The organism is Burkholderia sp. AU16482 (genome assembly GCF_002223285.1).
In the GTDB taxonomy this organism is placed as follows: domain Bacteria; phylum Pseudomonadota; class Gammaproteobacteria; order Burkholderiales; family Burkholderiaceae; genus Burkholderia; species Burkholderia semiarida.
This window is the reverse complement of the sequence record NZ_NKEY01000006.1, coordinates 711,553-731,812: the sequence shown is the minus strand read 5'-3', so window position 1 is coordinate 731,812 and position 20,260 is coordinate 711,553. Positions and strand designations below refer to the sequence as shown.

The following is a 20,260-nucleotide window of genomic DNA, read 5'->3' as shown; positions in this document are numbered from 1 at the left end:
TTTCATCATTGGATCATTTTTATATGCGCTGCAGCACGTCAATTGCCGATCAATTGATTAGGCTCATCCGTCAATGACATTGACGATTCTGGTCGATTGAATTCGCGTGCCTTTATTGCTACGATCGGCGGCGCCGAGCACCGTCCGATCACGGCTGTGCCGCGCTGCTCGACGCTTCCCGGCGCGGTGCGCATTCGGCATTCCGCATTCGCGGGAGCATTTCAATCGGCTGCGGCGCGCGTCGTATCGACATGACCCATCGGCGTGAATGCGGCTCCCGTTTCAGGTCATTTACCGGAGAGTTCGCGTGAGTCTGTTGAAAATCGCAGTCGAGCCGGCGCTGATCGGCGCCTTCCTCACCACGCACGAACAGGTCGACGTATTTCAGACCGATTTCACGAATATCGCGGCCATCGTCGTCGGTATCGACGCCGCGGAAAAGGTGCTGAAAACCGTCGAAAGAACCGGCTTCGCGATTCCGTTCTTCGTCGCGGTCGAGCCCGACCAGGAAGTGCCGCCGTCGGTCCTGCCGAGCGCGAGCGGCGTGATCCAGCTCCGCCACGGCGGCCGCCATTACTACGGCCGGCAGATTTCCGCCGCCGCCGACATCTACAGCGAGAGTCTGCTGCCGCCGTTCTTCAAGGTGATGCGCGACTACGTGCAGCGCGGCTACGTCGAGTTCGACTGCCCCGGCCATCAGGGCGGCCAGTTCTTCTCCAATCACCCGCTCGGCCGGATGTTCTTCGATTTCTTCGGCGAGACGCTGTTTCGCGCGGATCTCTGCAACGCGGACGTGCGGCTCGGCGACCTGCTGATCCACGAAGGGCCGGCGCTGGAAGCACAGCGCAACGCCGCAAGGATCTATAACGCCGACAAGACGTATTTCGTGCTGAACGGCACGTCGACGTCGAACAAGGTCGTCACGAGCGCGCTGCTCGCGCCCGGCGATCTCGTGCTGTTCGACCGCAACAACCACAAGTCGGTGCACCTCGGCGCGCTCGTGCTGTCCGGCGCGCGGCCGGTCTACCTCGAGACCGCGCGCAACGCGTGGGGCCTCATCGGCGGCGTCGACAGCGCGGCGCTCGGCGAAGCGCGCATTCGCGACGCGATCCGCGACGTCGCGCCCGAGCGCGCCGATCTGCCGCGCCCGTTCCGGCTCGCGGTGATCCAGCTCGGCACCTACGACGGCACGATCTACAACGCGCGCGAAATCGTCGACCGGATCGGGCATCTGTGCGACTACATCCTGTTCGATTCGGCGTGGGTCGGCTACGAGCAGTTCATCCCGATGATGCAGGACTGCTCGCCGCTGATGCTGACGCTCGGGCCCGACGATCCCGGCATCTTCGTCACGCAGTCGGTGCACAAGCAGCAGGCCGGCTTCTCGCAGACGTCGCAGATCCACAAGAAGGACAGCCACATCGAAGGCCAGAAGCGCTTCTGCGATCACCGGCGCTTCAACAACGCGTACATGATCCACGCGTCGACGAGTCCGTTCTATCCGATGTTCGCGGCGCTCGACGTCAACGCGCAGATGCATGCGGGCCCGGCCGGCAAGCGCCTGTGGCGCGACTGCGTCGCACACGGCGTCGATGCGCGCAAGCTGCTGCTGAAAACGTGCCGCCAGATCCGCCCGTTCGTTCCGCAGCAGATCGACGGCCGCCCGTGGGCCGACTACCCGACCGAGCAGATCGTCGACGACCTGCGTTTCTTCCGCTTCCATCCGGCCGACACGTGGCACGGCTTCGAAGGCTATGCGGACGACCAGTATTTCGTCGATCCGTGCAAGCTGCTGCTGACCACGCCCGGTATCGATCGCGACACGCACGAATACGCGCCGTTCGGCGCGCCGGCGCCGATCCTCGCGCGCTACCTGCGCGAGCACGGCGTCGTGCCGGAGAAGGCCGACCTGTACACGATCCTGTTCCTGCTCACGCCGTCGGAGAGCTTCGGCAAGCTGCAGCATCTGGTCGCTCACCTCGCGCAATTCGAACGCCATCTCGATCAGGACACGCCGCTGCGCGAAGCGATTCCGTCGCTGTGCGAAGCCTATCCCGAGCTGTACGGCACGATGCGCCTGCGGCAGCTGTGCCAGCGCATGCATGATTTCTATCGCAGCCACGACATGAAGCATCTGCAGAAACAGATGTTCCGGCGTGCGCAGTTCCCGAAGCAGGCGATGCTGCCGCAGGCCGCGAATGCCGAGCTGATCCGCAACGACGTCGAACTCGTCACGCTCGATCGCATCGAAGGCCGGATCGCGACCGAAGGCGCGCTGCCCTATCCGCCCGGCATCTTCTGCGTGGTGCCCGGCGAAGTATGGGGCGGCCCGGCGCTCGACTACTTCCGCGCGCTGGAGGCCGGGATCAACGCGCTGCCCGGCTTCGAACCGGAAATCCAGGGTGTGTACCTGCAGACGAAGCCGGACGGCACGAAGCAGGCGTCGGCGTACGTGGTGGCAGCCGGCGCCGACGCGTCGCGCATGTAGGCACGGCGGGCGGCTCGGCACGCTCGTGGCCGTCGCGCCGGCATGCACGTGGGTTGCGGCACGGCCCGCGCGGCCGGTCGTGCGCGCGTCGTGAATCGTGCCGGGCGATGCGCCACGCGCGCCCGCCGCGTCACCACGCCTGCCGATAGATCTCCAGCGCGTCGGCCTCGGTCACCTCGCGCGGATTGTTCACGAGCAGGCGCGTCTGCAGCATCGCGTCCGACGCCATCCTCGGCAGGTCGGCCTCGCCGATGCCGACCTCGCGCAACGTGCGCGGAATGCCCGTCGCGACGATCAGCCGGTCGATCTCGGCGATCAGCGCGTGCGTTTTCGCTTCGTCGCTGCCCGTGGCCGACGGCGCGACGATCGCCGCCAGTTCCGCATACAGCGGCGCGGCGGCCGGCGCGTTGAAGCGCAGCACGTGCGGCAGCACGAGCGCGTTCGACAAACCGTGCGGCACGTGGAAGATCCCGCCGACCGGATAGGCCAGCGCGTGCACGGCCGCGACCGGCGCATTCGCGAACGCCTGCCCCGCGAACATCGCGCCGACCAGCATCGCTTCGCGCGCGTGCCGGTTCTGCCCGTCGTCGCATGCGGCCAGCAGGTTGCGCGACAGCAGCGTCAGCGCGTGCGTCGCCAGCATGTCGGACACCGGATTCTTCAGCCGCGCGGACGTGTACGCCTCGATCGCATGCACCATCGCGTCGATGCCGGTAGCGGCCGTCGCCGCGCGCGGCAGGCCGAGCGTGAGCTCCGCGTCGAGAATCGCGACGTCCGCGAACAGGTGCGGCGACACGACGCCCATCTTGCGCGCCTCGCCGACCGTGACGATCGACACGGCCGTGACCTCGGAGCCCGTGCCGGCCGTGGTCGGCATCTGCACGAGCGGCAGCCGCGCGCTCGCGACCTTGTCGACGCCGTACATGTCGGCCAGCGCCTGCTGCCCCGGCACGAGCACCGCGATCAGCTTCGCGACGTCCATCGACGAGCCGCCGCCGAGGCCGAGCACGATCTCGGCGTCGGCCGCGACGGCCCGCGCGGTCGCGTCGAGCACCACGTGCTCGGGCGGATCGGCGATCACGTCGTCGATCACGGTGACCTGCCAGCCGTGCGCGGCGAGGCTCGCCAGCGCGGGCGCGAGCACGCCGCTGCGATGCAGGAACGCATCGGTGACGACGCACAGCCGCGCGAGCGCCGGAAAGCGTTCGCGCAACAGCGCGCCGAGCCGGCGCGCGGCGCCGAATTCGACGATCTGCGTCGGAACGGTACGGAATTGAAACGGGTTCATCGAGCGCCTCCCGGGGCCGTCGCCGTGCCGGTGTCCGGCTGCACCATGTAGCGGATCACCTCGCGACGATCGAGCAACGGCATGATCGCGCCGACACCGATCCGCTGGAAATGCGGCGTTTCCCGATGCACGTCGAGGCCGTCGGCCTCGCTGTAACGCTCGAGGATCACGATGTGGTCGGGGTTCTCCGGCGACCGGAAGTACGCGTAGTCGAGGTTCTTCGGCTCGGTGCGCGTGGCCGGCGCGAGTTCGGCCAGCAATTCGACCACGCGGTCGCCGTTGCCGGGTTTCGCGAAGAAATGCGCGATGACCTGCAGATAGGGTTTGTTCATGCTGCGCTCCATGTTCGACACAAGCCCGTCGCGACGGGAGCGCCCCCCATCCGCCATGAGCCGGATGGATTCAAACGCGATGAGGCGGCACCGTATCACTGACGCGTCGTCGCATTGTATTGAATCGGCACGGCCTTCGCAGAGCCGCGACAGGCCGCGAACCACAGGCCGAATCCCGCGGCACGCTCACGACGAGCCGGAACCTGGCCGGCCGCCGCGCGCTTGCGCCGCCTCCGTCGTTCACCACGGCACCGTCCGCCCCAGATAGTCGAGATATTCGAGCCCGGGCCGCGCCCGCTTCGCCAGCAGCACGTCGACGAGGCTCGGCACGCTCTCGTCGATGGTCAGGCGCGCATCGGGCCCGCCGAGTTCGGTACGGACCCAGCCGGGCGCCATCAGCGCCAGCGCGCGGCGCGTATCGGCCTGACGCGCCGCGAAGCTGCGCATGAACTGGTTCAGCGCGGCCTTGCTGCCGCGATACACCTCGCGCATCCCGCTGACGTTGTTCGCGACGCTGCCCTGCCCCGACGACATCGCGCCGATCAGGCCGTCGTCGGTCACGAGATCCTGCAGCGTCTCGATCGCACGCATCGGCGCCAGCGCATTCGTGATCATCACGCGCACGAATTCGTCGGTCGTCACTTCGCCGATCGTTTCGTTCGGATCGTTGGTCGTGCCCGCGTTCACGAACAGCATGTCGAAGCGCCGGCCCGACAGGCGCTCGCGCAGCGCGGCCAGTTGCGCGGGCTCGCAGATGTCGAGCGTGCCGATCTCGAGCCGGCCGTCGAACCGGTCGGCCAGGTCGTGCAGCTTGGTGCGCCCCGATCCTGCGCGCACGGTGCCCGTCACGTTCCAGCCCTTCTTCAGGAATGCCTCCGCCATCGCCAGCCCGAGGCCGCGCGACGCCGCGACGAGAAGGATCGCGGGCGCGTTTCGTCGATTCGATTCAGTCGATTGCATGGTTTTCGCCTTTGCCGTGTTTCGTCATGCGCCCACTATAGGCGCGCGCCACGACAGGCGCCAGACGCACCCAACGCAATCGATAGTTGCATTTAACGCCATGTTATCGGCACAAAGGCGTATCCTGTCTGCATGGACGACATCGACCTGAACCTCGTTACCGCGCTCGACGTGCTGCTGTCGGAAGTCAGCGTGACCGGCGCCGCGCGCCGGCTGGGCCTGAGCACGTCCGCGATGAGCCGCACGCTCACACGGCTGCGTATCGCCACCGGCGATCCACTGCTCGTGCGCGCCGGGCGCAGGCTCGTGCCGACGCCGCACGCAGCCGCGCTGCGCGACCGCGTGCATGCGGTCGCGAGCGACGCGCGCGCCGTGCTCCGGCCGGCGACGGCCGACGTCGATCTCGCGACCCTCACGGCCACGTTCACGATCCGGGCCGCCGCGTCGTTCATGGAAATGCTGTCCGGCCCGGTCGTCGCCGCGCTGGCCGACGTCGCGCCGCACGTGCGTATCCGCTTCGTCCCGAAGCTCGACCGCGATCCGCAAGCGCTGCGCGACGGCACGGTCGACCTGGAAATCGGCAAGCGCGGCGACGACGCGCCCGAGCTGCACACGCGCATGCTCTTTCACGACTGGCACGTCGCGGTGGCGCGCGCCGGGCATCCGGTGTTCGCGTCGGCCCGGATCACGCCCGCGCGCTATGCCGCGTGCCGCCACGTCATGGCGGCCCAGCTCGGCGATTTCGCCGGGCCGGCCGACGACACGACCGGCAACGCCGGCCCCGGCCCCGCCGTGCACGTCGTCGTGCCGGGCTACCCCGACGCGATGCGTGTCGCCGCCAGCACCGACCTGATCGCGCTGGTGCCGCGTTCGAGCCTCGGCAATGCGTGCTCGCCGGGGCTCACCGAAGTCCTCGGGCTGCGCAGTTTCGAGATTCCGGTCCGTCTGCCGGCGATCCTCGTGTCCGCGCTGTGGCATCCGCGCATGCACGGCGACCCCGTGCACCGCCGCTTGCGCGATACGGTCATCGCCGTCTGCCAGCGCGCGTATCCGGATTCCCGTCCGCCGCGCACCACGGCACGCGGCAACGGAGCACGCGTCGCGGGCTGACCGTTGGCCACATCCCGCAGTTCGAACCAGCCGGCCGCCGATCGGGCGCCTTTTGCGCGATCCACCGGCTCGTCACCATTGCGGCCCGGCCCGGCGGCGCCGGCAGGCCCTTCGGCTAAAATGCCGCACTTTCCACCTCGTCCGGCCCGCTCGCCATGCAACCCGCCTCCTCCGCCCAATCCGCCTCCCGCGGCGCCGACGCCGCAGAATCGGCCCGCGACCTCGTCTACGGCCCGAACGACCGGCCGGCGCCGATGGTCGCCTTCGTCGCCGCGCTCCAGCACCTGCTGGCGATCATCGTGCCGATCGTCACGCCCGGCCTGCTGATCTGTCAGGCGCTCGGCGTGTCCAGCCGCGATACGACCCTGATCGTGTCGATGTCGCTGGTGATTTCCGGCATCGCCACCTTCGTCCAGTGCAAGCGCTTCGGCCCGCTGGGCGCCGGCCTGCTGATCGTCCAGGGCACCAGCTTCAACTTCGTCGGCCCGCTGATCGCCGGCGGCAGCCTGATGGTCAAGCAGGGCACGCCGGTCGAGACCGTGATGGCCGCGATCTTCGGCGTCGTGATCGCCGGGTCGTTCGTCGAGATGGGCGTGTCGCGCATCCTGCCGTTCGTGAAGCGCCTGATCACGCCGCTCGTCACCGGCATCGTCGTGCTGCTGATCGGCCTCACGCTGATCAAGGTCGGCCTGATCAGCATGGGCGGCGGCTACGGCGCGATGGCCAAGGGCACGTTCGCGAGCGCCGAGAACCTGACGCTGTCGGGCCTCGTGCTCGGCACGATCATCCTGCTGAACCGCGTGCCGGTCGTGTGGGTGCGCAGCACCGCGCTCGTCATCGCGCTCGCGATCGGCTATCTCGCCGCCGCGTTCCTCGGCCGCCTCGACTTCACCGGCATGCATCAGGCCGCGCTGTTCCAGGTGCCGACGCCGCTGCACTTCGGCATCGGCTTCTCGTGGGCGCTGTTCGTGCCGATGCTGATCATCTACCTCGTGACGTCGCTCGAGGCGATCGGCGACGTGACGGCCACCAGCAAGATCTCGAACGAGCCGGTCGAAGGGCCGGTGTGGATGCAGCGGATCAAGGGCGGCGTGCTCGTGAACGGCGCGAACTCGCTGCTGGCCGGCGTGTTCAACACGTTCCCGAGCTCGGTATTCGCGCAGAACAACGGCGTGATCCAGATCACCGGCGTCGCGAGCCGTCACGTCGGCATCTGGATCGCCGGGATGCTGGTGGTGCTCGGCCTGTTCCCGGTCGTCGCCGGCGTGCTGCAGGCCGTGCCCGAGCCCGTGCTCGGCGGTGCGGCGATGGTGATGTTCGGCGCCGTGGCCGCATCGGGCATCAACATCCTCGCGGGCATCCACCTCGACCGTCGCGCGCTGCTGATCATCGCGGTGTCGCTGGCGCTCGGCCTCGGCGTATCGCAGGTGCCGGACATCCTGAACAGCGTGCCGCATGCGCTGAAGAACGTGCTGGAATCGGGCGTGGCGACGGGCGGTATCTGCGCGCTCGTGATGAACTGGTTCCTGCCGGAAAAGAAGTAACCGGACGAATCGTGCGGCGGCGCGGTGCGCGTGGCGGGCCGCCCCGTGCGAACGGCGTCCCGCGCGCCCCGCCCCGTCGCGCAGCCGTCGGCCACGCGACGACGACCGGTCGTCCAGCCCGATCGGCGCCGCTTGGCCGAACGATCGACGCTGGTTAGAATGGCGCCATGCCCCGAACGCCAGCGCCCAACACTGCCGCCGAAGCGAGCGCCGTCCCGATCAAGGAGCGCGCGACGGTCGTCTGCTACCGCGGCGAGCACGTCTTGCTCGTCGCGCGTGCGTCGTCGCGCTGGGCGCTACCCGGCGGCACGATCAAGCGCGGGGAGACGCCGCTCGACGCCGCGCATCGCGAGTTGCGCGAAGAAACCGGCATGACGGGCCACGATCTCGTGTACGCGATGCAGTTCACCGGGCTCGCGAAAATCCATCACGTGTTCTTCGCGGAAGTCGGCCCGGACCATACGCCGCAAGCGAACAACGAGATCGAGAAATGCAGGTGGTTTCCGATCAAAGGCGTCGAGGCACTGCGCGCGAGCATCCCGACGAAACGCATCGTCGAACTCGTCTACAAGCACGAAATCCGCAACGCATAGCACGTCGAAGGCGCGGGCACGCGCGAGCCGCCGGCCCGCCGGAATCGATTTTTTCGCGGATCGACGCGCGAACGCTCAGTGCAAGCGCTTTCTGCGCAGTTCGTGCGTGGAATAGACGACGAGGAAGATGCCCAGCATCGCGACGCCGAACGCCATGAAGTCGTTTGCGCTTCCCGAGCCATGCAAGGACTTCGGGAGGATGCCGAGACTCAACCCCGCCACCGCGAGAAGCAATCCTGCCGCCATACCCCACATCGGTCCGGCGGTCTTTTCGATTTTATTTTTCATACAGCACCCGTCTACGGTCAAGACCTGGTCGGTATCGGCAAAAAGCGCCGCATCTACCTTCAGTCATTCCACTATAGCCGGGAAATAATTCCCGTACGTCTAGTGCTTTTCCCGATCAAGTTTGCATGGACGCGGCCGTTGTACGGCGTCGGTGCGCGACGCGGGCGCGGCATGATCCTGCCCGGGAGCGTGAGTATCGATGGACCGCATCGGATTCGGCGCGGCATCCGCGGAATCGAAGCGTCGCCGCGGTGGCAAGCGCGGCATTTTCGACGGACGCAGACCCGCCGGCGGCGTTCCGTATCGAGCGTCGGTGGGCAGGAAGATCGGGAGGAATGCCGAATCGGTCGCTCACCTGTCGATCAGTCTTCTCGCGCAAGTCGCAGCAACACGTCGGCGAGCGCCCGAATTTTCGGTTGTTCCGCACGTTGCGGCGGATAGACGAGGAAGTACGACAGGCCGTCTTCAACCACCTCCTCGAACGGTGTCACCAGCGATCCGGCACGGAGCCGGTCTCTCGCCATTCGCGGGTCGCCGATTGCAATGCCGTGCCCTTCCGTCGATGCCGCGAGCGTCAATTCGAGGGTATCGAATACCAGCCCGCGTCCCGCATCGATCTGGCGCGCGCCAACGTGATCGAGCCAGCATCGCCACTCCGCATGGCTGGGCCCCGGATGGAGCAAATCGACCTGCGCAAGATCGGCAACGGATCGCAGCGATGTTGCCAAGGCGGGCGCGCACATCGGCGTGAGCCTCTCGGGAAATAGCGCTACCGCCTCCATGCCGGTCCATTGCCCCGTGCCGCGCACGATGACGGCGTCGACGTCGGACGTCGTGAAATCCGGCGTATCGTCCGCGGATGTCGAAATACGCAGCTCCGTCCCGCTCATCGCACGATGAATGTCCGGCAGCCGCGGGAGCAACCAGCGAACGGCGAACGTGGACGGCAACTTCAACGTGAGCACCGCGGTCGCCCGTGCTCGCGAATCCGCGTGCTGGACCAATTGCGTGAGCACGTCGACCGCGACCGTCAGCAGTGCATTTCCTTCCGCGGTCAACGTCAGCCCCGATACATGGCGCACGAACAGTGCGCATCGATAATGCGTTTCCAACTGCTGTATCTGGCGGCTCACCGCGCCTTGCGTACGGCACAGATGATCCGCCGCCTTGCTGACGCTGCCGAGCTGCGCCGCGGCGACGAACGACTGAATCGCCGCCAACGGCGGGAGCGGCCGCGTCAGGTCAGCCAGCGGATATGCATGCGCCGCATACCCGGGTTGCAAATTTTTCGATTGTTCGGTCATCGGTGCGTCGTTATCGTGCGTCTACCGGATACCCCGCTCCTACGCATGAACGGGGGCGTCAACGAATGATCGGAGGATAATTTTGGGCTCAACGTCGGCATCACTCTATACGGAACAGGTTCGCACTTACCTTCGGGAGCTGGAGCGAGGCGATGTGGGCGCCATCTGCGCGCTATTCACGCCGGACGCGCGGATTTTCTCGCCGTTTCTCGGCTGGATGCATGCCGAACCCTTCTTTTCGAAGGTCGCTGCCGCATCGGGAGAAAGCAAGATTACACCGATCGATATCTGCGTCAGCACGACAGGCGCTCGACGTGCGACCGGTTACTTCATCTACGACTGGGCCCTGAAAGACGGTTCGGTGGCGCGCTTCGAGTGCGTCGACGTGTTCGAGTTCGACATCGCGGGGCTGATCGAACGGATGATCATCGTCTACGACACCCATCCGATTCGCAGTACGGTCGGCGACAAGTACGCGTGACCGAATCGATGTCGCGCGATACCGAGCGCCGGCATTTGTGCAGCGCCGCTCCACCGCCGCGGCGGCGTCGACTACGCGTTTGCGTCGCGGTGCTGCCTGTCGAAATTCCGCCTCGCTTCACGGAAGCGGTCCGCATTCTCGACGATCCAGGTCCACAGCGGGACCATGCGAACGAGCAGGTCCATGCCCGTGTCGGACAACTCGTATTCGACTCTGGGGGGGACTTCTTCGAAATCGTGACGGCGCACGAGGCCGTCACGCTCGAGCTGCCGTAACGTGCGCGTCAACATGCGCTGAGTCACCCCGTGCATGCGCCTGCCGATTTCCGCATGGCGCAGCCTGCCGTACACGCCGAGCGTGTGCACGACACCGAGCGACCAACGGCTTCCGGCATGGGCAAGCACCTCCCGCCGCAACCCGTCATCATCGTCCCGCAGGCCGTCACACACGGTCTGCGAATATTGAAGAAGTTCATCTCGATCCAACTCTCTGGCTCCCAGTATCACGCGTGTGCCTTCTTTCATCCACGCCCACGCATTGCTAGACTGCCGCCACGCATTCCTTGATGGGCTAAACGATGAACCGAACAGATCCTGACGCTACGTCTCGAAACATTCTCGTGCTCGGTGCCGGCGAACTCGGCCTCCCGGTGCTACGCAGTCTTGCACGCCGGGCGAAGGACGTGACTGGCGCAAAGATCAGCGTGCTGCTGCGCGCCAGTGCCGTCGAATCCAGCGCACCCGCCAAGCGGCATGATATCGCGGAGATTCGGGATCTTGGGATCGAGATCGTCATAGGCGATTTCGTGAAGCGTTCCATCGATGAACTCGCTGTCTTGTTCGCGCGATATGACACGGTAATCGGTTGCGCGGGCATTACGGCCGGAATCGACACGCCGATGAAATTGGCACGCGCTGCATTGCAGGCGCGAATCCCGAGGTACTTCCCGTGGCAGTTCGGGGTCGATTTCGACGTGATCGGTCGCGGCAGTCCGCAGGACATCTTCGACGCACAGCTGGACGTGCGCGAATTGCTGCGCAGTCAGCACGACACCGAGTGGGTCATCATCTCGACCGGCATGTTCATGAGCTATCTGTTCGAGCCGGACTTCGGTGTCGTTGACCTGAAAAACGACACGGTCCACGCGTTGGGCAGCCTCGACACCGCCGTGACGCTGACGACGCCCGACGATATCGGCGCACTGACTGCCGAGATCGTGTTCGCCCAACCTCGTATCCGGAACGAGATCGTGTATCTGGCCGGCGACACCGTGACTTACGGTGAGGTCGCCGACAAGCTGCAAGCGGGCCTCGGCCGCCCTTTCAGCCGTGCGGTGTGGAGTGAGGCGTACTTGCTGGATGAACTGGCGCGGGACCCGCACAACATGATGCGGAAGTATCGTGCCGCTTTCGCTCAAGGGCGGGGTGTCGCGTGGGACAAGCGCGGGACGTTCAATCAACGCCACGCCATTCCGGTCACCGACGTGGCATCGTGGATCGAGGCAAACCTTGCTTCGGGCCGCGGCGAGTCATCGTGAAACCGGCCGGCCGGGCAGACGGCCGGTCCCCGCTTGACGCAGCCGCGGGCGGCTATCCACGCCCGATCGCGGGCGCTGCGAGCAGCGCCTGGGCGGTGCGCGTCGCCATCGGGTCATCGGATTTGTACGCCGCCGCGTACGCATAGGTACGCCACGATGCATCGCCAAGTGCGTAAAGACATACCGCCGCGAGCGCCATGCCGCGCGACGACAGCGTACCGTCGCGCTCCACCCGGCGCAATTCGGTCAGCGCCTCGCCCCAGGCGCGTGCACGCACATGCCACCAGGCCAGCACCTCGCGCATTTCGCCGCTCCCGGGACGCAGCACCGCCATCGCATCGAGTAGGTCCTGAACGTCCGAAAACGTATCGAGCACCGCACCGGCCCACAGCACGTGCATCATCCCCGTGACGATCGCGTTGTCGCTCAACGCCTCGATCATGTTTTTCTCCAAGCTTTTTCGGCCAATCGCCATCGGCGAACGCATACTTGCGCGCGCTCGCGCATTCACCGCGTTTCACTTGCCGCCCGCGAGCGCCCTCGCCTCGGCCGCGATGCCCACGAGCGACAGTTGATCGCGTACCTGATCGATGAAGATCGCCGCCATCAGGGCGAGCATCAGAATCGTGAGCGCGCCTTTCACGGGCTGCGCCAGCGACGGCAGATCGAGCTTTTGCGACACCTTCCCGGTAAAGCCGAAGCCGATGTCGATCAGCAGCAGCATCAGCATCATCGGCGTGGCCAGCTTCGCCACCGTTTCCATCAGCGAGTCGGTCTTCCCCAGCACGAACGATTCGAGTACCGCCCCCCCGGCCGGCGTGAGGTTCGCAAGCGGCCACCAGGTATACGATTCGTAGATCGCGCCGAGCAGAAACGTCATGCCGCCCAGACACCAGAACGCCGCGATCGCGAACTGGCTCAGGAGCGTGGAAGTCAGCGACGTCTGCTGCCCCTGGCTCGGGTTCTGCATCTGCAGTTGATTGAAACCGGTCAGATCGTCGACGTACGTGCCGACGCTTTCGGCGGCCCAGAACACCGTCGACGCCGCGAAGCCGAGGCCGACGCCGATCAGCGCCTCCTTCAACCCGATGCCCACGAGCATCGTCGCATCGCCCTGCTCGAGCAGGCCGCGTTGCCCGTACGCGATGAAGCTGCCCCACAGCAGCGCCAGCGCGGTGCGCACGCGGCCTTGCACGACGTTGTCGGACGTCGGCGGAAAAATCATCATCAGGACCATCAATCGTTCACTGCAAAGGCCGAGCACGATCAAAAACCTGACCAGCTGATGGCTCGATTCGATCGATGCGAATGTAATCTCGCTCATTTCAGTCACCTGTCGCTCAATGGATGCCGGCTGGCGAGCGCGCTCGCCGCTTCAAAACGCCGGGCCGGGCCGGCGACTCTCCGATGTTTCCTCGTCCTGCGCGTCCTCGATCGCGAGCTCGATACTCTTGACGAGCGTGTCGCGCCGCTTGCCGTAGATGTCGATGCGGGCACGGTTGCGCAGGATCTCCGTGCGCAGCGCACCGATCTGCGCCTCCTTCGCCGCCAGCGCCTGTGCGGCCTGCGCCGCCCGGGCCTCGAGCATCGCGTGCTGCTCGGCCGCGTGCGAGCGGAATTCGCGCAGCTTCAGATACTCATCCGCCCGGAAGGAAACGCCGCCCAGCATCGCGTCGATCTTGCCGTCGTGCGCGGCGAGCTCGGCCGCATGCGCGCGCACCGCCGTGCGGCTTTCGTCCAAGGCGTCCATGAGCGCCTGCAGCTCGCCGCGCAAACCGCCGAGCGCCGCATTGAGCTTGCGATCGAGCTGGCGGCGGCGCGAGAGCACGCGCTCGAACGCGGCAACGCGGCGGTCCTTCATCGCTCGCCTCCGGCATCAGGACTGCACGATCTCGCCGAGGGCCGCGAGCGTGTCGCTCGGGTCGACGAGCAGATCGGTCGGTTGGCCGAGGAAAGCCCGAATCGCGTCGATCTTCGCAATGGCTTCGTCGGCAAGCGCATCGGTGCCGCTCTGATACTCGCCCACCTGCAGCAGCAGTTCGACCTCCTTGTGCTTGGCCATCAGCCGCCGCACGTGTCCCGCCGCCGCCACGTGCTCGCGCGGCACCACCTGCGTCATCACGCGCGAAAGACTGCCGAGCACGTCGATCGCCGGATAGCGGTTCTGTGCCGCAATCTCGCGCGAAAGAATCATGTGGCCGTCGAGAATGCCCCGTACTTCCTCGGCAATCGGGTCGCCGCCCGATTCGTCCTCGGCCAGCACGGTGTAAAGGGCGGTGATCGAGCCGAGCTCCGAACGGCCCGCGCGCTCCAGCAGCCGCGGCAGCTCGGCGAAGATCGACGGCGGAAAGCCGCGCCGCGTCGGCGGCTCGCCCATCGCCAGGCCGATTTCGCGCTGCGCGCGCGCGAAGCGCGTCAGCGAATCCATCATCAGCAGCACCCGCATGCCGCGGTCGCGGAAGTATTCGGCCACCGCCGTTGCCGCATAAGCGGCCTTCGCGCGCTCGATCGACGAGCGGTCCGATGTCGCGCAGACGACGACCGAGCGCGCCATTCCCTCCGGCCCGAGAATGTGCTCGCAGAATTCGCGCACTTCGCGGCCGCGCTCCCCGATCAACGCGATGACGTTGACGTCGCAGCGCGCCCCGCGCGCGAACATGCCCATCAACGTGCTCTTGCCGACGCCGGCCGGCGCGAAGATGCCCATGCGCTGGCCCTCGGCCAGCGTCATCATGCCGTCGACGACGCGCACGCCCGTCGGCATCGGGGTATCGACGACGGGCCGCGACATCGGATCGGGCGGATCGGCGATGACGGGCTGCCACTCGTCGCATTCGAGCGGCCCCTTGCCGTCGATCGGCTCGCCCAGGCTGTCGATCACGCGGCCGAGCAGGCGGGGGCCGATGCGCAGCGAAAGCGGACGCCGGAGTCCCACCACGCGTGTCGCCCGGGACACGCTGCCGAGCCGGCCGAACGGCGAGAGCAGCGCGACGTCGCGCGAGAAGCCGACCACCTCGGCACGCTGCAGCAACGCGCCTTCGGGCGAACGCAGCTCGCATAGCTCGCCGAGCGTCGCGTCGAGCCCCGATACGCGTACGAGCGTGCCGATCACTTCCTGCACCTTGCCGCACGCCGCGGGTTGCGCGCGGGCACGCAGTTCGCGCTCCATCGCCTCCATCAGCGCCGAGAAGCCGCGTATGGCCCGCGGCTGCGCGATGTGCGCCCCGCTCGCTTCATCGGTTCCGAAACTGTCCGCGCTGTCGATCATGGCGCTCCCTTCCTTGTCATGTGTTCTTCCACGTGCCGCGCGAAGGCCGGTTCAGACGGACATCGCGTCGGCGTCGGCATGCGCGGCATCGGTCCAACCCTCGTCGTGCAGGTCGCCCGCCGTTTGCAGGGCCGCGGCATCGTCCTGCCAACCTTCTTCGTCGCCGAGGTTGCCGTCGCCGCCCTCGCCGCCCTCGCCGCCATCGCCGCCGTCGTCCGCGCGCGCATCCGGGTCCGCCAGATCCTCGCCGGCGAAACCGGCCTGCGCGTCGACCGCTTGTGCGTCATCCCCGGGCCGCGCACTCGGCGCCTCCCGCGAGGGCTCCTCCGCCACGCTTCGCACGGCGCGCGCCAGGGCGTCGCGCATCGCCGCCAAGTGCAACGACAAGCTCGCGTCGATCGCGCCCAGGTCGGTTTCGGCGACGCATGCGCCGGGCGCAAGCGTCGCGTCGGCCGCCACGCGCAACCGCACGGCGCGCCCGGCCTCGCGCCACGCCGCGGCCGCTTCGTCGAAGGCCGCGCTCGCCGCGGCCAGATCCGACGGATGAACACGCAGATGAACGGGGCTGCCGTCGGCGACGATCCGCTCCACCGTCGCGGCCGCGCGCGCGAAAAGCGCCTTGGGATCGGCCGACGCAACGATCTGCTCGACCGCCAGCGCGACCAGTTCGGCCAGCCGGTCCTGCTGCCCGGGCGCGAGCCGGCAGGCTTCGGCGTGCGCGGCCGCCGCGCGTTCGTGCCAATCGGTCAGCCCCCGCCGCAAACCATCGTCGTAGCCCCGCTCGGCCGCTTGCGCGAACTCACGCACCGCACGCTCGGCGAGCTCTTCCGCGCGGGCGCGGGCTTCGTCGAGCAGCACGCGGGCCTGGGCGCGCGCCGCGTCCAGCGCCTCGTCGCATTGCCGGCGCATCTCGGCGTACGCCGCATCGATCTCGACGATCGCCGCGAGGCGTTCATGACGCAGGACGTCCCCTTCGACTCCCACGCCGAGGTCCGTGCCTTCGGCCTGCGGATTGCGTAACCAGATCACCATGACCACTCCGGAAACAAGTCGGGCAGTTGCGAGACGATCGAAAGGCTCGGGCTCGAGCCTTCCGAAGACGGGAGTGACGGCGGCAACGAAAGGGACGGCAACGCCCCTTCATCGTCGCGCGCCGGCATGGCCCACCGCATGATCGCGAGCGGGCCGCCCGGCGCCCATCGGCAGTCGCGCTCGAAAAGCCGAAAGCCGAGCCACGCGAGGACGTCGCCATCGGCCGCGTCGAGCGGCACTTGCATGACCGATGCCGCGGTGTGCGCGCGCGCGGCCAGCGAGCGCGCCTCGCCCGCAAGCTCTCGCCCGCGCGCGAAGAGCAGATTGACGCCGCGCGCCCCGATCCAGGCCGTCAACTTCTCGCGACGCGGCCGGTCGATCCAGGTGCGCAATGGCTCCACCTGCTCCACGAGCGCGCGCAGGCGGAACACGGTCAGACAATCGTGCGCCGGCAGCAAGGCAAGCGCCGCTTCCGGCGCGTTGAACGCGGCAAGCGGCGGCACGGGCATGCCCCATTCGTCGAGCAGCGCATCGGCAAGCGCCTCCGCCTGCGCGGGGCCGCATGCGCCGAGCCGGTCTGCACAGGGCACGCGTGCAAGGCGCGCCGGATGCATCCAGTCGAACAGCGTACGCCGGCGCTGATGGTAGGCGGCCAGCCTCGCCGCGACGGTCGCCGGCGTCTCGCCGTTCGGGGCGGCAACGCTGTCGGCGGTTGCGTCGTCTGCATCGGCTGCGTCGTATGCGCTCATCGTGTGCTCCCCCTGCTCGCCCTGCCGGCCATGCGATCGTTCGGATCGAAGCTCATGCCGGCGCTTTCGCCGCGCGCCCCGCCCGGCGCGCGAGCAGGCCCGCCAGTCCGCCACCGCCCTTGAGCAGGTTGCCGCGCAAGAGCGCGAAGCCGCCGGCGATCATCAACAGCAGCACGCCGAGTGCGCCGCCCGCATAGACGATCCAGCCGTCCTGGCGATGCGGGTGGGCAGGTGGATCGAGCGCATCGGCCGGCACGCTCGTCACGCTGACCTGATCGTAGGTCAGCCCCTCTATGCTGTGCACGACCAGGTTCTTGATCGCCGGCGTCATCCGCTCGAGATTCGCGTCGGGCCGGTACTTGATGAAGACCGATGCGGACGACGGCTTGACCGACTGCGCGAGCGGATCGTTGTTCGGCAGCACGATCTGCACGCGCGCCACGACCACGCCGTCGATCTTCGACAACGTGTCGTCGAGCTCCTGCGACAAACCGTAAATGAAGCGCACGCGCTCCTCGGTCGGCGTGGAAACGAGCCCGTCCTTCTTGAACAGCGAGCCGAGGTCGTCGAATTTCTTGCGCGGCAGGCCGCGTGCGCGCAGCACTTCCACGGCATGCACGATCTGCTTTTCATCGACGCCGACCGACCAGGTCTTGCCGCCATCGGGCGTGCTCTTTTGCGCGTCGACGCCGGACATCAGCAGCGCCGCCACCATTTCGTTGCAGTCGCTTTCGGTCAATTGCCCGTAGAGCTCCTGCTTGCATGCCGCAAGCGACAGCACGAGCGCCGCCACCGCGACGAGCCGCCATGCGGAGGGCGGCCTCGAAGGCACGAGGTTCGGTTTCATTTCACTGGTTCTTCATGAGCGTCTGCACGGCGTCCTTCGACGACTGCACGGTTGCCATCTTCACCTGCAGATCGGCGTTCAGGCTGGCGATCTCGAGCTGGATGGTCATGTCGGCGGCGGCAAGGCGCTCCATCGACAGCGCGCTCATGTGCTGAGTCATGTAGAGCACGTCGTTCGGCACTTGCCGGTAATAGTCCGCCTGCTCCTCGACCGCTTTCGTCACGAGGTCCGCGCGCTCGGTCGGGTGCAAGGCCGCCGCATGCTGGCGCCCCGAAGCCATCATCGCCTGGAATTTGTCGACGAGCGGCTGCGATACCGCGTCCGCGGTCGGCGCCGCGGGCGTCGTGCCGGTGACGCGGGCCAGTTCGTACTGGAGTTGCGATGCAGTCGTGATGCTCATTTCGTTTCTCCTGGTAGGGGCAACAGGCTCAGACACGCATGTACTGCATCGTCAGCAGCATGTCGCTGGATGAGGACGACGGCGTCGCGACCGCTTCGCCGTCTTCGGCATGCGCTCCGTTCTCGAACGCGAGCGCGGAATCCGGCGCAACGAAGCGGCCCGTGCGCTTCGCGGTCGCGACCGCCTGCTTCAGCTCCTCGCTCGCAAGCAGAACCTTCGCGAGCCGTTCAACCTCTTCGTTGCCGCCTTCCTCCAGGAGGCGCCGGGCCTCCTCCTGCCAACCGAATTCCTGACGGGCCTTCAGGCACTGCAGCAACATTCCCTTGCTGGCCGGCACGCAGACCGAGCGCTCGACCAGATTGCGAAAGAGCCGTTCGGCCTCGCTCCATTCCTCGCGCACCATATGCAGCCAGCCGTCGAAAAACGCGAATTCGGCGGAATCCGGGCGCAGCAGATGCAGCACTTCGACGAGGTGCTCGAGATCGTCGATATCGACTTGCTCCGGCGTGCCTGCGCGGGCCAATGCCACCCTGACCAGGTCGACGACCGCGCCGACGACTCCCGATGGGCACTGCGGCCGATCCTTCAGAACGTCCATCCTTTCCCCCAAGGAAATCAGATTCGATCCGATGGGCCGCACCCGATGAGGCGTGGCCTTCCGTTGACGCTAAGTTACGCAACACGATGGGTGCGCCACGTGCCGCGCACGAAGTCGCACAACGAATTGCGAAGCGCCGCGTGCGATGGGCGGCGGCGCGTGCCGCTTTCGCGGGACGTCTTCGCGCGTGCCCGCCGCCGCGCGGGTCGCCTGGCTCACGTGGCCCGCGCCCGAGCGACGCGCCGCCGCGCCGCCTTGCTTCGCAGCCCTCGTCCTTGCTTCGCATCGCCATCGCGCCGGATACAGCGGCGCCGCTAACGTTGCATCGGGGCGCCCCATCCCGGGTGCGTGCCAGCGACAAGCGAAGGACGGCGGTCATGAGCGACGAGAAAACCGAAGAGCCCACAGACAAGAAGCTGGACAAAGTCCGCGAGGAAGGCCAGGTCGCGAAGAGTTCCGACCTCGTCGAAGTCGCGTCGCTCGGCTCGATCGTGCTCGTGCTGACGGCGGGCCAGCACTATCTGGCCGATACGCTGCGCGCGATCGTCAAGGAGGCGATCGATTTCACTCACGGCGAGCGCGAGTTGCAGGACCTCTGGACCGTCCTCGTTCATGTCGGCCTGCAGGCGCTTGGCCTGCTGTGCGGGATCGCGGCCGTCGCGCTCGTCGCCGCCATCATCGCGCTCGCCCCGCAGACGGGGCTCAAGTTTTCGCTGAAAGCCGTCATGCCGAAGCTTGCGTCGGTCAGCCCCGGGTCCGGCTTTCAGCGCATCTTCTCGATGAACTCGGCCATCGACCTCGCGAAGATGGTCGGCAAGGCCGCGATTCTCGTCGCCGTCATGTGGCAGACGATCAAAAGCGCGATGCCCGTGGTGGCAAGCGCGCTCGATCACTCGGTACCGCAGTTGATCGGCGTGCTGTGGTCCGTGCTCATGCACGTGGTCGTGGTCGCGCTCGGCGTGTTCGTCGTCATCGGCGCGTTCGACTACAAGCTGCAGAAGTGGCTCTTCATCCGCAAGAACCGGATGTCGAAGGACGAGGTGAAGCGCGAACACAAGGAGAGCGAAGGCAACCCCGAACTCAAGGGCGAGCGCAAGCGCATGGCCAGGGAGATGTCGCAGGAAGGCCCGAAAGGCGGCGTCGCGCGCGCGAACGTCGTCGTGGTCAACCCGGTTCACTACGCGGTCGCGCTGCGCTACGACCCGGCGGAGTTTCCGCTGCCCGTCGTCCTCGCCAAGGGCGTCGACGAGCAGGCGCTGCGGCTGCGCCAGCAGGCGATGCACGCGCGCGTGCCCATCGTCGCGAACCCGCCCGTCGCGCGCATGCTGCACAAGGTGCCGCTCAATCAGCCGATTCCCGAAGAACTGTTCGAAGTCGTCGCCGCGATTCTTCGCTGGGTGGACGGCCTCGCGCCTCAAACCGCCACCACGGAGTAGTGGAC

22 protein-coding genes are annotated in these 20,260 nt (G+C 67.1%); 7 read left to right on the top strand and 15 right to left on the bottom strand.

What is annotated here, in order from left to right:
• Nucleotides 1–307 precede the first annotated feature (307 nt).
• Complete coding sequence (locus tag CFB35_RS20675) at nucleotides 308–2,488, top strand: ornithine decarboxylase (protein WP_179231771.1); 2,181 nt, start codon at nucleotides 308–310, stop codon at nucleotides 2,486–2,488.
• Between the two features lie 130 nt (nucleotides 2,489–2,618).
• On the opposite strand, the gene CFB35_RS20670 is transcribed toward CFB35_RS20675, so the two are convergent.
• The 3 genes from CFB35_RS20670 to CFB35_RS20660 all read right to left on the bottom strand — a co-directional run bounded on the left by CFB35_RS20670 (nucleotide 2,619) and on the right by CFB35_RS20660 (nucleotide 5,068).
• Entirely contained in the window at nucleotides 2,619–3,776 is a 1,158-nt protein-coding gene (locus CFB35_RS20670; protein ID WP_059639228.1) for an iron-containing alcohol dehydrogenase, read from the bottom strand.
• Nucleotides 3,773–4,108, bottom strand: a complete 336-nt coding sequence (locus tag CFB35_RS20665; RefSeq protein ID WP_089465774.1) for a putative quinol monooxygenase — start codon at nucleotides 4,106–4,108, stop codon at nucleotides 3,773–3,775. The genes CFB35_RS20670 and CFB35_RS20665 overlap by 4 nt, the downstream gene beginning before the upstream one ends.
• 240 nt (nucleotides 4,109–4,348) lie before the next feature.
• Nucleotides 4,349–5,068, bottom strand: a complete 720-nt coding sequence (locus tag CFB35_RS20660; protein ID WP_060009465.1) for an SDR family oxidoreductase — start codon at nucleotides 5,066–5,068, stop codon at nucleotides 4,349–4,351.
• A gap of 132 nt (nucleotides 5,069–5,200) precedes the next feature.
• Between CFB35_RS20660 and CFB35_RS20655 the strand changes: the two genes are divergently transcribed.
• From CFB35_RS20655 to CFB35_RS20645, 3 genes are all read left to right on the top strand, one after another.
• The gene (locus CFB35_RS20655; protein WP_060009468.1) at nucleotides 5,201–6,178 is read left to right on the top strand and encodes a LysR family transcriptional regulator; all 978 of its coding nucleotides are present in this window, start codon (nucleotides 5,201–5,203) and stop codon (nucleotides 6,176–6,178) included.
• Nucleotides 6,179–6,333: 155 nt separating this feature from the next.
• Nucleotides 6,334–7,722: a nucleobase:cation symporter-2 family protein gene (locus CFB35_RS20650; protein ID WP_089465507.1), complete on the top strand. Its 1,389-nt coding sequence runs from the start codon at nucleotides 6,334–6,336 to the stop codon at nucleotides 7,720–7,722.
• A gap of 167 nt (nucleotides 7,723–7,889) precedes the next feature.
• Nucleotides 7,890–8,315, top strand: a complete 426-nt coding sequence (locus CFB35_RS20645) for an NUDIX hydrolase (RefSeq protein ID WP_059582592.1) — start codon at nucleotides 7,890–7,892, stop codon at nucleotides 8,313–8,315.
• 75 nt (nucleotides 8,316–8,390) lie between these two features.
• Here the strand turns inward: CFB35_RS20645 and CFB35_RS20640 are convergent, their stop codons facing one another.
• Both CFB35_RS20640 and CFB35_RS20635 read right to left on the bottom strand, forming a co-directional pair.
• Nucleotides 8,391–8,603, bottom strand: a complete 213-nt coding sequence (locus CFB35_RS20640) for a hypothetical protein (RefSeq protein WP_059583102.1) — start codon at nucleotides 8,601–8,603, stop codon at nucleotides 8,391–8,393.
• Nucleotides 8,604–8,965: 362 nt separating this feature from the next.
• Nucleotides 8,966–9,907 (bottom strand): LysR substrate-binding domain-containing protein, encoded by a 942-nt coding sequence (locus CFB35_RS20635; RefSeq protein WP_060311180.1) that lies wholly within the window; start codon nucleotides 9,905–9,907, stop codon nucleotides 8,966–8,968.
• An 82-nt stretch (nucleotides 9,908–9,989) separates the two neighbouring features.
• On the opposite strand from CFB35_RS20635, the gene CFB35_RS20630 reads away from it, so the two are divergent.
• Nucleotides 9,990–10,388, top strand: a complete 399-nt coding sequence (locus CFB35_RS20630; protein WP_059639222.1) for a nuclear transport factor 2 family protein — start codon at nucleotides 9,990–9,992, stop codon at nucleotides 10,386–10,388.
• Nucleotides 10,389–10,459: 71 nt separating this feature from the next.
• On the opposite strand, the gene CFB35_RS20625 is transcribed toward CFB35_RS20630, so the two are convergent.
• Entirely contained in the window at nucleotides 10,460–10,873 is a 414-nt protein-coding gene (locus tag CFB35_RS20625; RefSeq protein WP_059583104.1) for a helix-turn-helix domain-containing protein, read from the bottom strand.
• A 92-nt stretch (nucleotides 10,874–10,965) separates the two neighbouring features.
• Between CFB35_RS20625 and CFB35_RS20620 the strand changes: the two genes are divergently transcribed.
• Nucleotides 10,966–11,925 (top strand): aromatic alcohol reductase, encoded by a 960-nt coding sequence (locus tag CFB35_RS20620; RefSeq protein WP_059582599.1) that lies wholly within the window; start codon nucleotides 10,966–10,968, stop codon nucleotides 11,923–11,925.
• 52 nt (nucleotides 11,926–11,977) lie between these two features.
• On the opposite strand, the gene CFB35_RS20615 is transcribed toward CFB35_RS20620, so the two are convergent.
• The 9 genes from CFB35_RS20615 to CFB35_RS20575 all read right to left on the bottom strand — a co-directional run bounded on the left by CFB35_RS20615 (nucleotide 11,978) and on the right by CFB35_RS20575 (nucleotide 18,819).
• Nucleotides 11,978–12,367 carry an HrpB1 family type III secretion system apparatus protein gene (locus tag CFB35_RS20615; protein ID WP_059583107.1) on the bottom strand — a complete coding sequence of 130 codons (390 nt, stop codon included), beginning with the start codon at nucleotides 12,365–12,367 and terminating at the stop codon, nucleotides 11,978–11,980.
• Nucleotides 12,368–12,442: 75 nt separating this feature from the next.
• On the bottom strand, nucleotides 12,443–13,249 hold the full coding sequence (gene sctT / locus CFB35_RS20610; protein ID WP_059582601.1) for a type III secretion system export apparatus subunit SctT: 807 nt from the start codon (nucleotides 13,247–13,249) through the stop codon (nucleotides 12,443–12,445).
• Between the two features lie 51 nt (nucleotides 13,250–13,300).
• A complete protein-coding gene (locus CFB35_RS20605) occupies nucleotides 13,301–13,786 on the bottom strand; it encodes a type III secretion system protein (RefSeq protein WP_089465506.1) in 486 nt (161 codons plus the stop codon).
• Between the two features lie 15 nt (nucleotides 13,787–13,801).
• Nucleotides 13,802–15,193, bottom strand: coding sequence for a type III secretion system ATPase SctN (sctN, locus tag CFB35_RS20600; protein ID WP_059582606.1), 1,392 nt, complete (start codon nucleotides 15,191–15,193; stop codon nucleotides 13,802–13,804).
• 51 nt (nucleotides 15,194–15,244) lie between these two features.
• Nucleotides 15,245–16,225, bottom strand: coding sequence for a type III secretion system stator protein SctL (gene sctL / locus CFB35_RS20595; protein ID WP_089465505.1), 981 nt, complete (start codon nucleotides 16,223–16,225; stop codon nucleotides 15,245–15,247).
• Nucleotides 16,219–17,088, bottom strand: a complete 870-nt coding sequence (locus tag CFB35_RS20590) for a type III secretion protein HrpB4 (protein WP_226094069.1) — start codon at nucleotides 17,086–17,088, stop codon at nucleotides 16,219–16,221. The genes sctL and CFB35_RS20590 overlap by 7 nt, the downstream gene beginning before the upstream one ends.
• Nucleotides 17,027–17,821 (bottom strand): type III secretion system inner membrane ring lipoprotein SctJ, encoded by a 795-nt coding sequence (gene sctJ / locus CFB35_RS20585; RefSeq protein WP_059582615.1) that lies wholly within the window; start codon nucleotides 17,819–17,821, stop codon nucleotides 17,027–17,029. The genes CFB35_RS20590 and sctJ overlap by 62 nt, the downstream gene beginning before the upstream one ends.
• 1 nt (nucleotide 17,822) lies before the next feature.
• A complete protein-coding gene (locus CFB35_RS20580) occupies nucleotides 17,823–18,221 on the bottom strand; it encodes a serine kinase (RefSeq protein WP_060311186.1) in 399 nt (132 codons plus the stop codon).
• A 28-nt stretch (nucleotides 18,222–18,249) separates the two neighbouring features.
• A complete protein-coding gene (locus tag CFB35_RS20575) occupies nucleotides 18,250–18,819 on the bottom strand; it encodes an HrpB1 family type III secretion system apparatus protein (protein ID WP_059582619.1) in 570 nt (189 codons plus the stop codon).
• Nucleotides 18,820–19,196: 377 nt separating this feature from the next.
• Here CFB35_RS20575 and sctU point away from each other — a divergent pair, with 377 nt between their 5' ends.
• The gene (sctU, locus tag CFB35_RS20570) at nucleotides 19,197–20,255 is read left to right on the top strand and encodes a type III secretion system export apparatus subunit SctU (protein WP_089465504.1); all 1,059 of its coding nucleotides are present in this window, start codon (nucleotides 19,197–19,199) and stop codon (nucleotides 20,253–20,255) included.
• The last annotated feature ends 5 nt before the right edge of the window (nucleotides 20,256–20,260 follow it).

What these genes read in the sequence shown, in the direction of transcription:
- CFB35_RS20670 (WP_059639228.1), bottom strand. Translation starts at nt 3,776, where the DNA reads ATGAACCCGTTTCAATTCCGTACCGTTCCGACGCAGATCGTCGAATTC.
- CFB35_RS20665 (WP_089465774.1), bottom strand. Translation starts at nt 4,108, where the DNA reads ATGAACAAACCCTATCTGCAGGTCATCGCGCATTTCTTCGCGAAACCC.
- CFB35_RS20660 (WP_060009465.1), bottom strand. Translation starts at nt 5,068, where the DNA reads ATGCAATCGACTGAATCGAATCGACGAAACGCGCCCGCGATCCTTCTC.
- CFB35_RS20655 (WP_060009468.1), top strand. Translation starts at nt 5,201, where the DNA reads ATGGACGACATCGACCTGAACCTCGTTACCGCGCTCGACGTGCTGCTG.
- CFB35_RS20650 (WP_089465507.1), top strand. Translation starts at nt 6,334, where the DNA reads ATGCAACCCGCCTCCTCCGCCCAATCCGCCTCCCGCGGCGCCGACGCC.
- CFB35_RS20645 (WP_059582592.1), top strand. Translation starts at nt 7,890, where the DNA reads ATGCCCCGAACGCCAGCGCCCAACACTGCCGCCGAAGCGAGCGCCGTC.
- CFB35_RS20640 (WP_059583102.1), bottom strand. Translation starts at nt 8,603, where the DNA reads ATGAAAAATAAAATCGAAAAGACCGCCGGACCGATGTGGGGTATGGCG.
- CFB35_RS20635 (WP_060311180.1), bottom strand. Translation starts at nt 9,907, where the DNA reads ATGACCGAACAATCGAAAAATTTGCAACCCGGGTATGCGGCGCATGCA.
- CFB35_RS20620 (WP_059582599.1), top strand. Translation starts at nt 10,966, where the DNA reads ATGAACCGAACAGATCCTGACGCTACGTCTCGAAACATTCTCGTGCTC.
- CFB35_RS20615 (WP_059583107.1), bottom strand. Translation starts at nt 12,367, where the DNA reads ATGATCGAGGCGTTGAGCGACAACGCGATCGTCACGGGGATGATGCAC.
- sctT (WP_059582601.1), bottom strand. Translation starts at nt 13,249, where the DNA reads ATGAGCGAGATTACATTCGCATCGATCGAATCGAGCCATCAGCTGGTC.
- CFB35_RS20605 (WP_089465506.1), bottom strand. Translation starts at nt 13,786, where the DNA reads ATGAAGGACCGCCGCGTTGCCGCGTTCGAGCGCGTGCTCTCGCGCCGC.
- sctN (WP_059582606.1), bottom strand. Translation starts at nt 15,193, where the DNA reads ATGATCGACAGCGCGGACAGTTTCGGAACCGATGAAGCGAGCGGGGCG.
- sctL (WP_089465505.1), bottom strand. Translation starts at nt 16,225, where the DNA reads ATGGTGATCTGGTTACGCAATCCGCAGGCCGAAGGCACGGACCTCGGC.
- sctJ (WP_059582615.1), bottom strand. Translation starts at nt 17,821, where the DNA reads ATGAAACCGAACCTCGTGCCTTCGAGGCCGCCCTCCGCATGGCGGCTC.
- CFB35_RS20580 (WP_060311186.1), bottom strand. Translation starts at nt 18,221, where the DNA reads ATGAGCATCACGACTGCATCGCAACTCCAGTACGAACTGGCCCGCGTC.
- CFB35_RS20575 (WP_059582619.1), bottom strand. Translation starts at nt 18,819, where the DNA reads ATGGACGTTCTGAAGGATCGGCCGCAGTGCCCATCGGGAGTCGTCGGC.
- sctU (WP_089465504.1), top strand. Translation starts at nt 19,197, where the DNA reads ATGAGCGACGAGAAAACCGAAGAGCCCACAGACAAGAAGCTGGACAAA.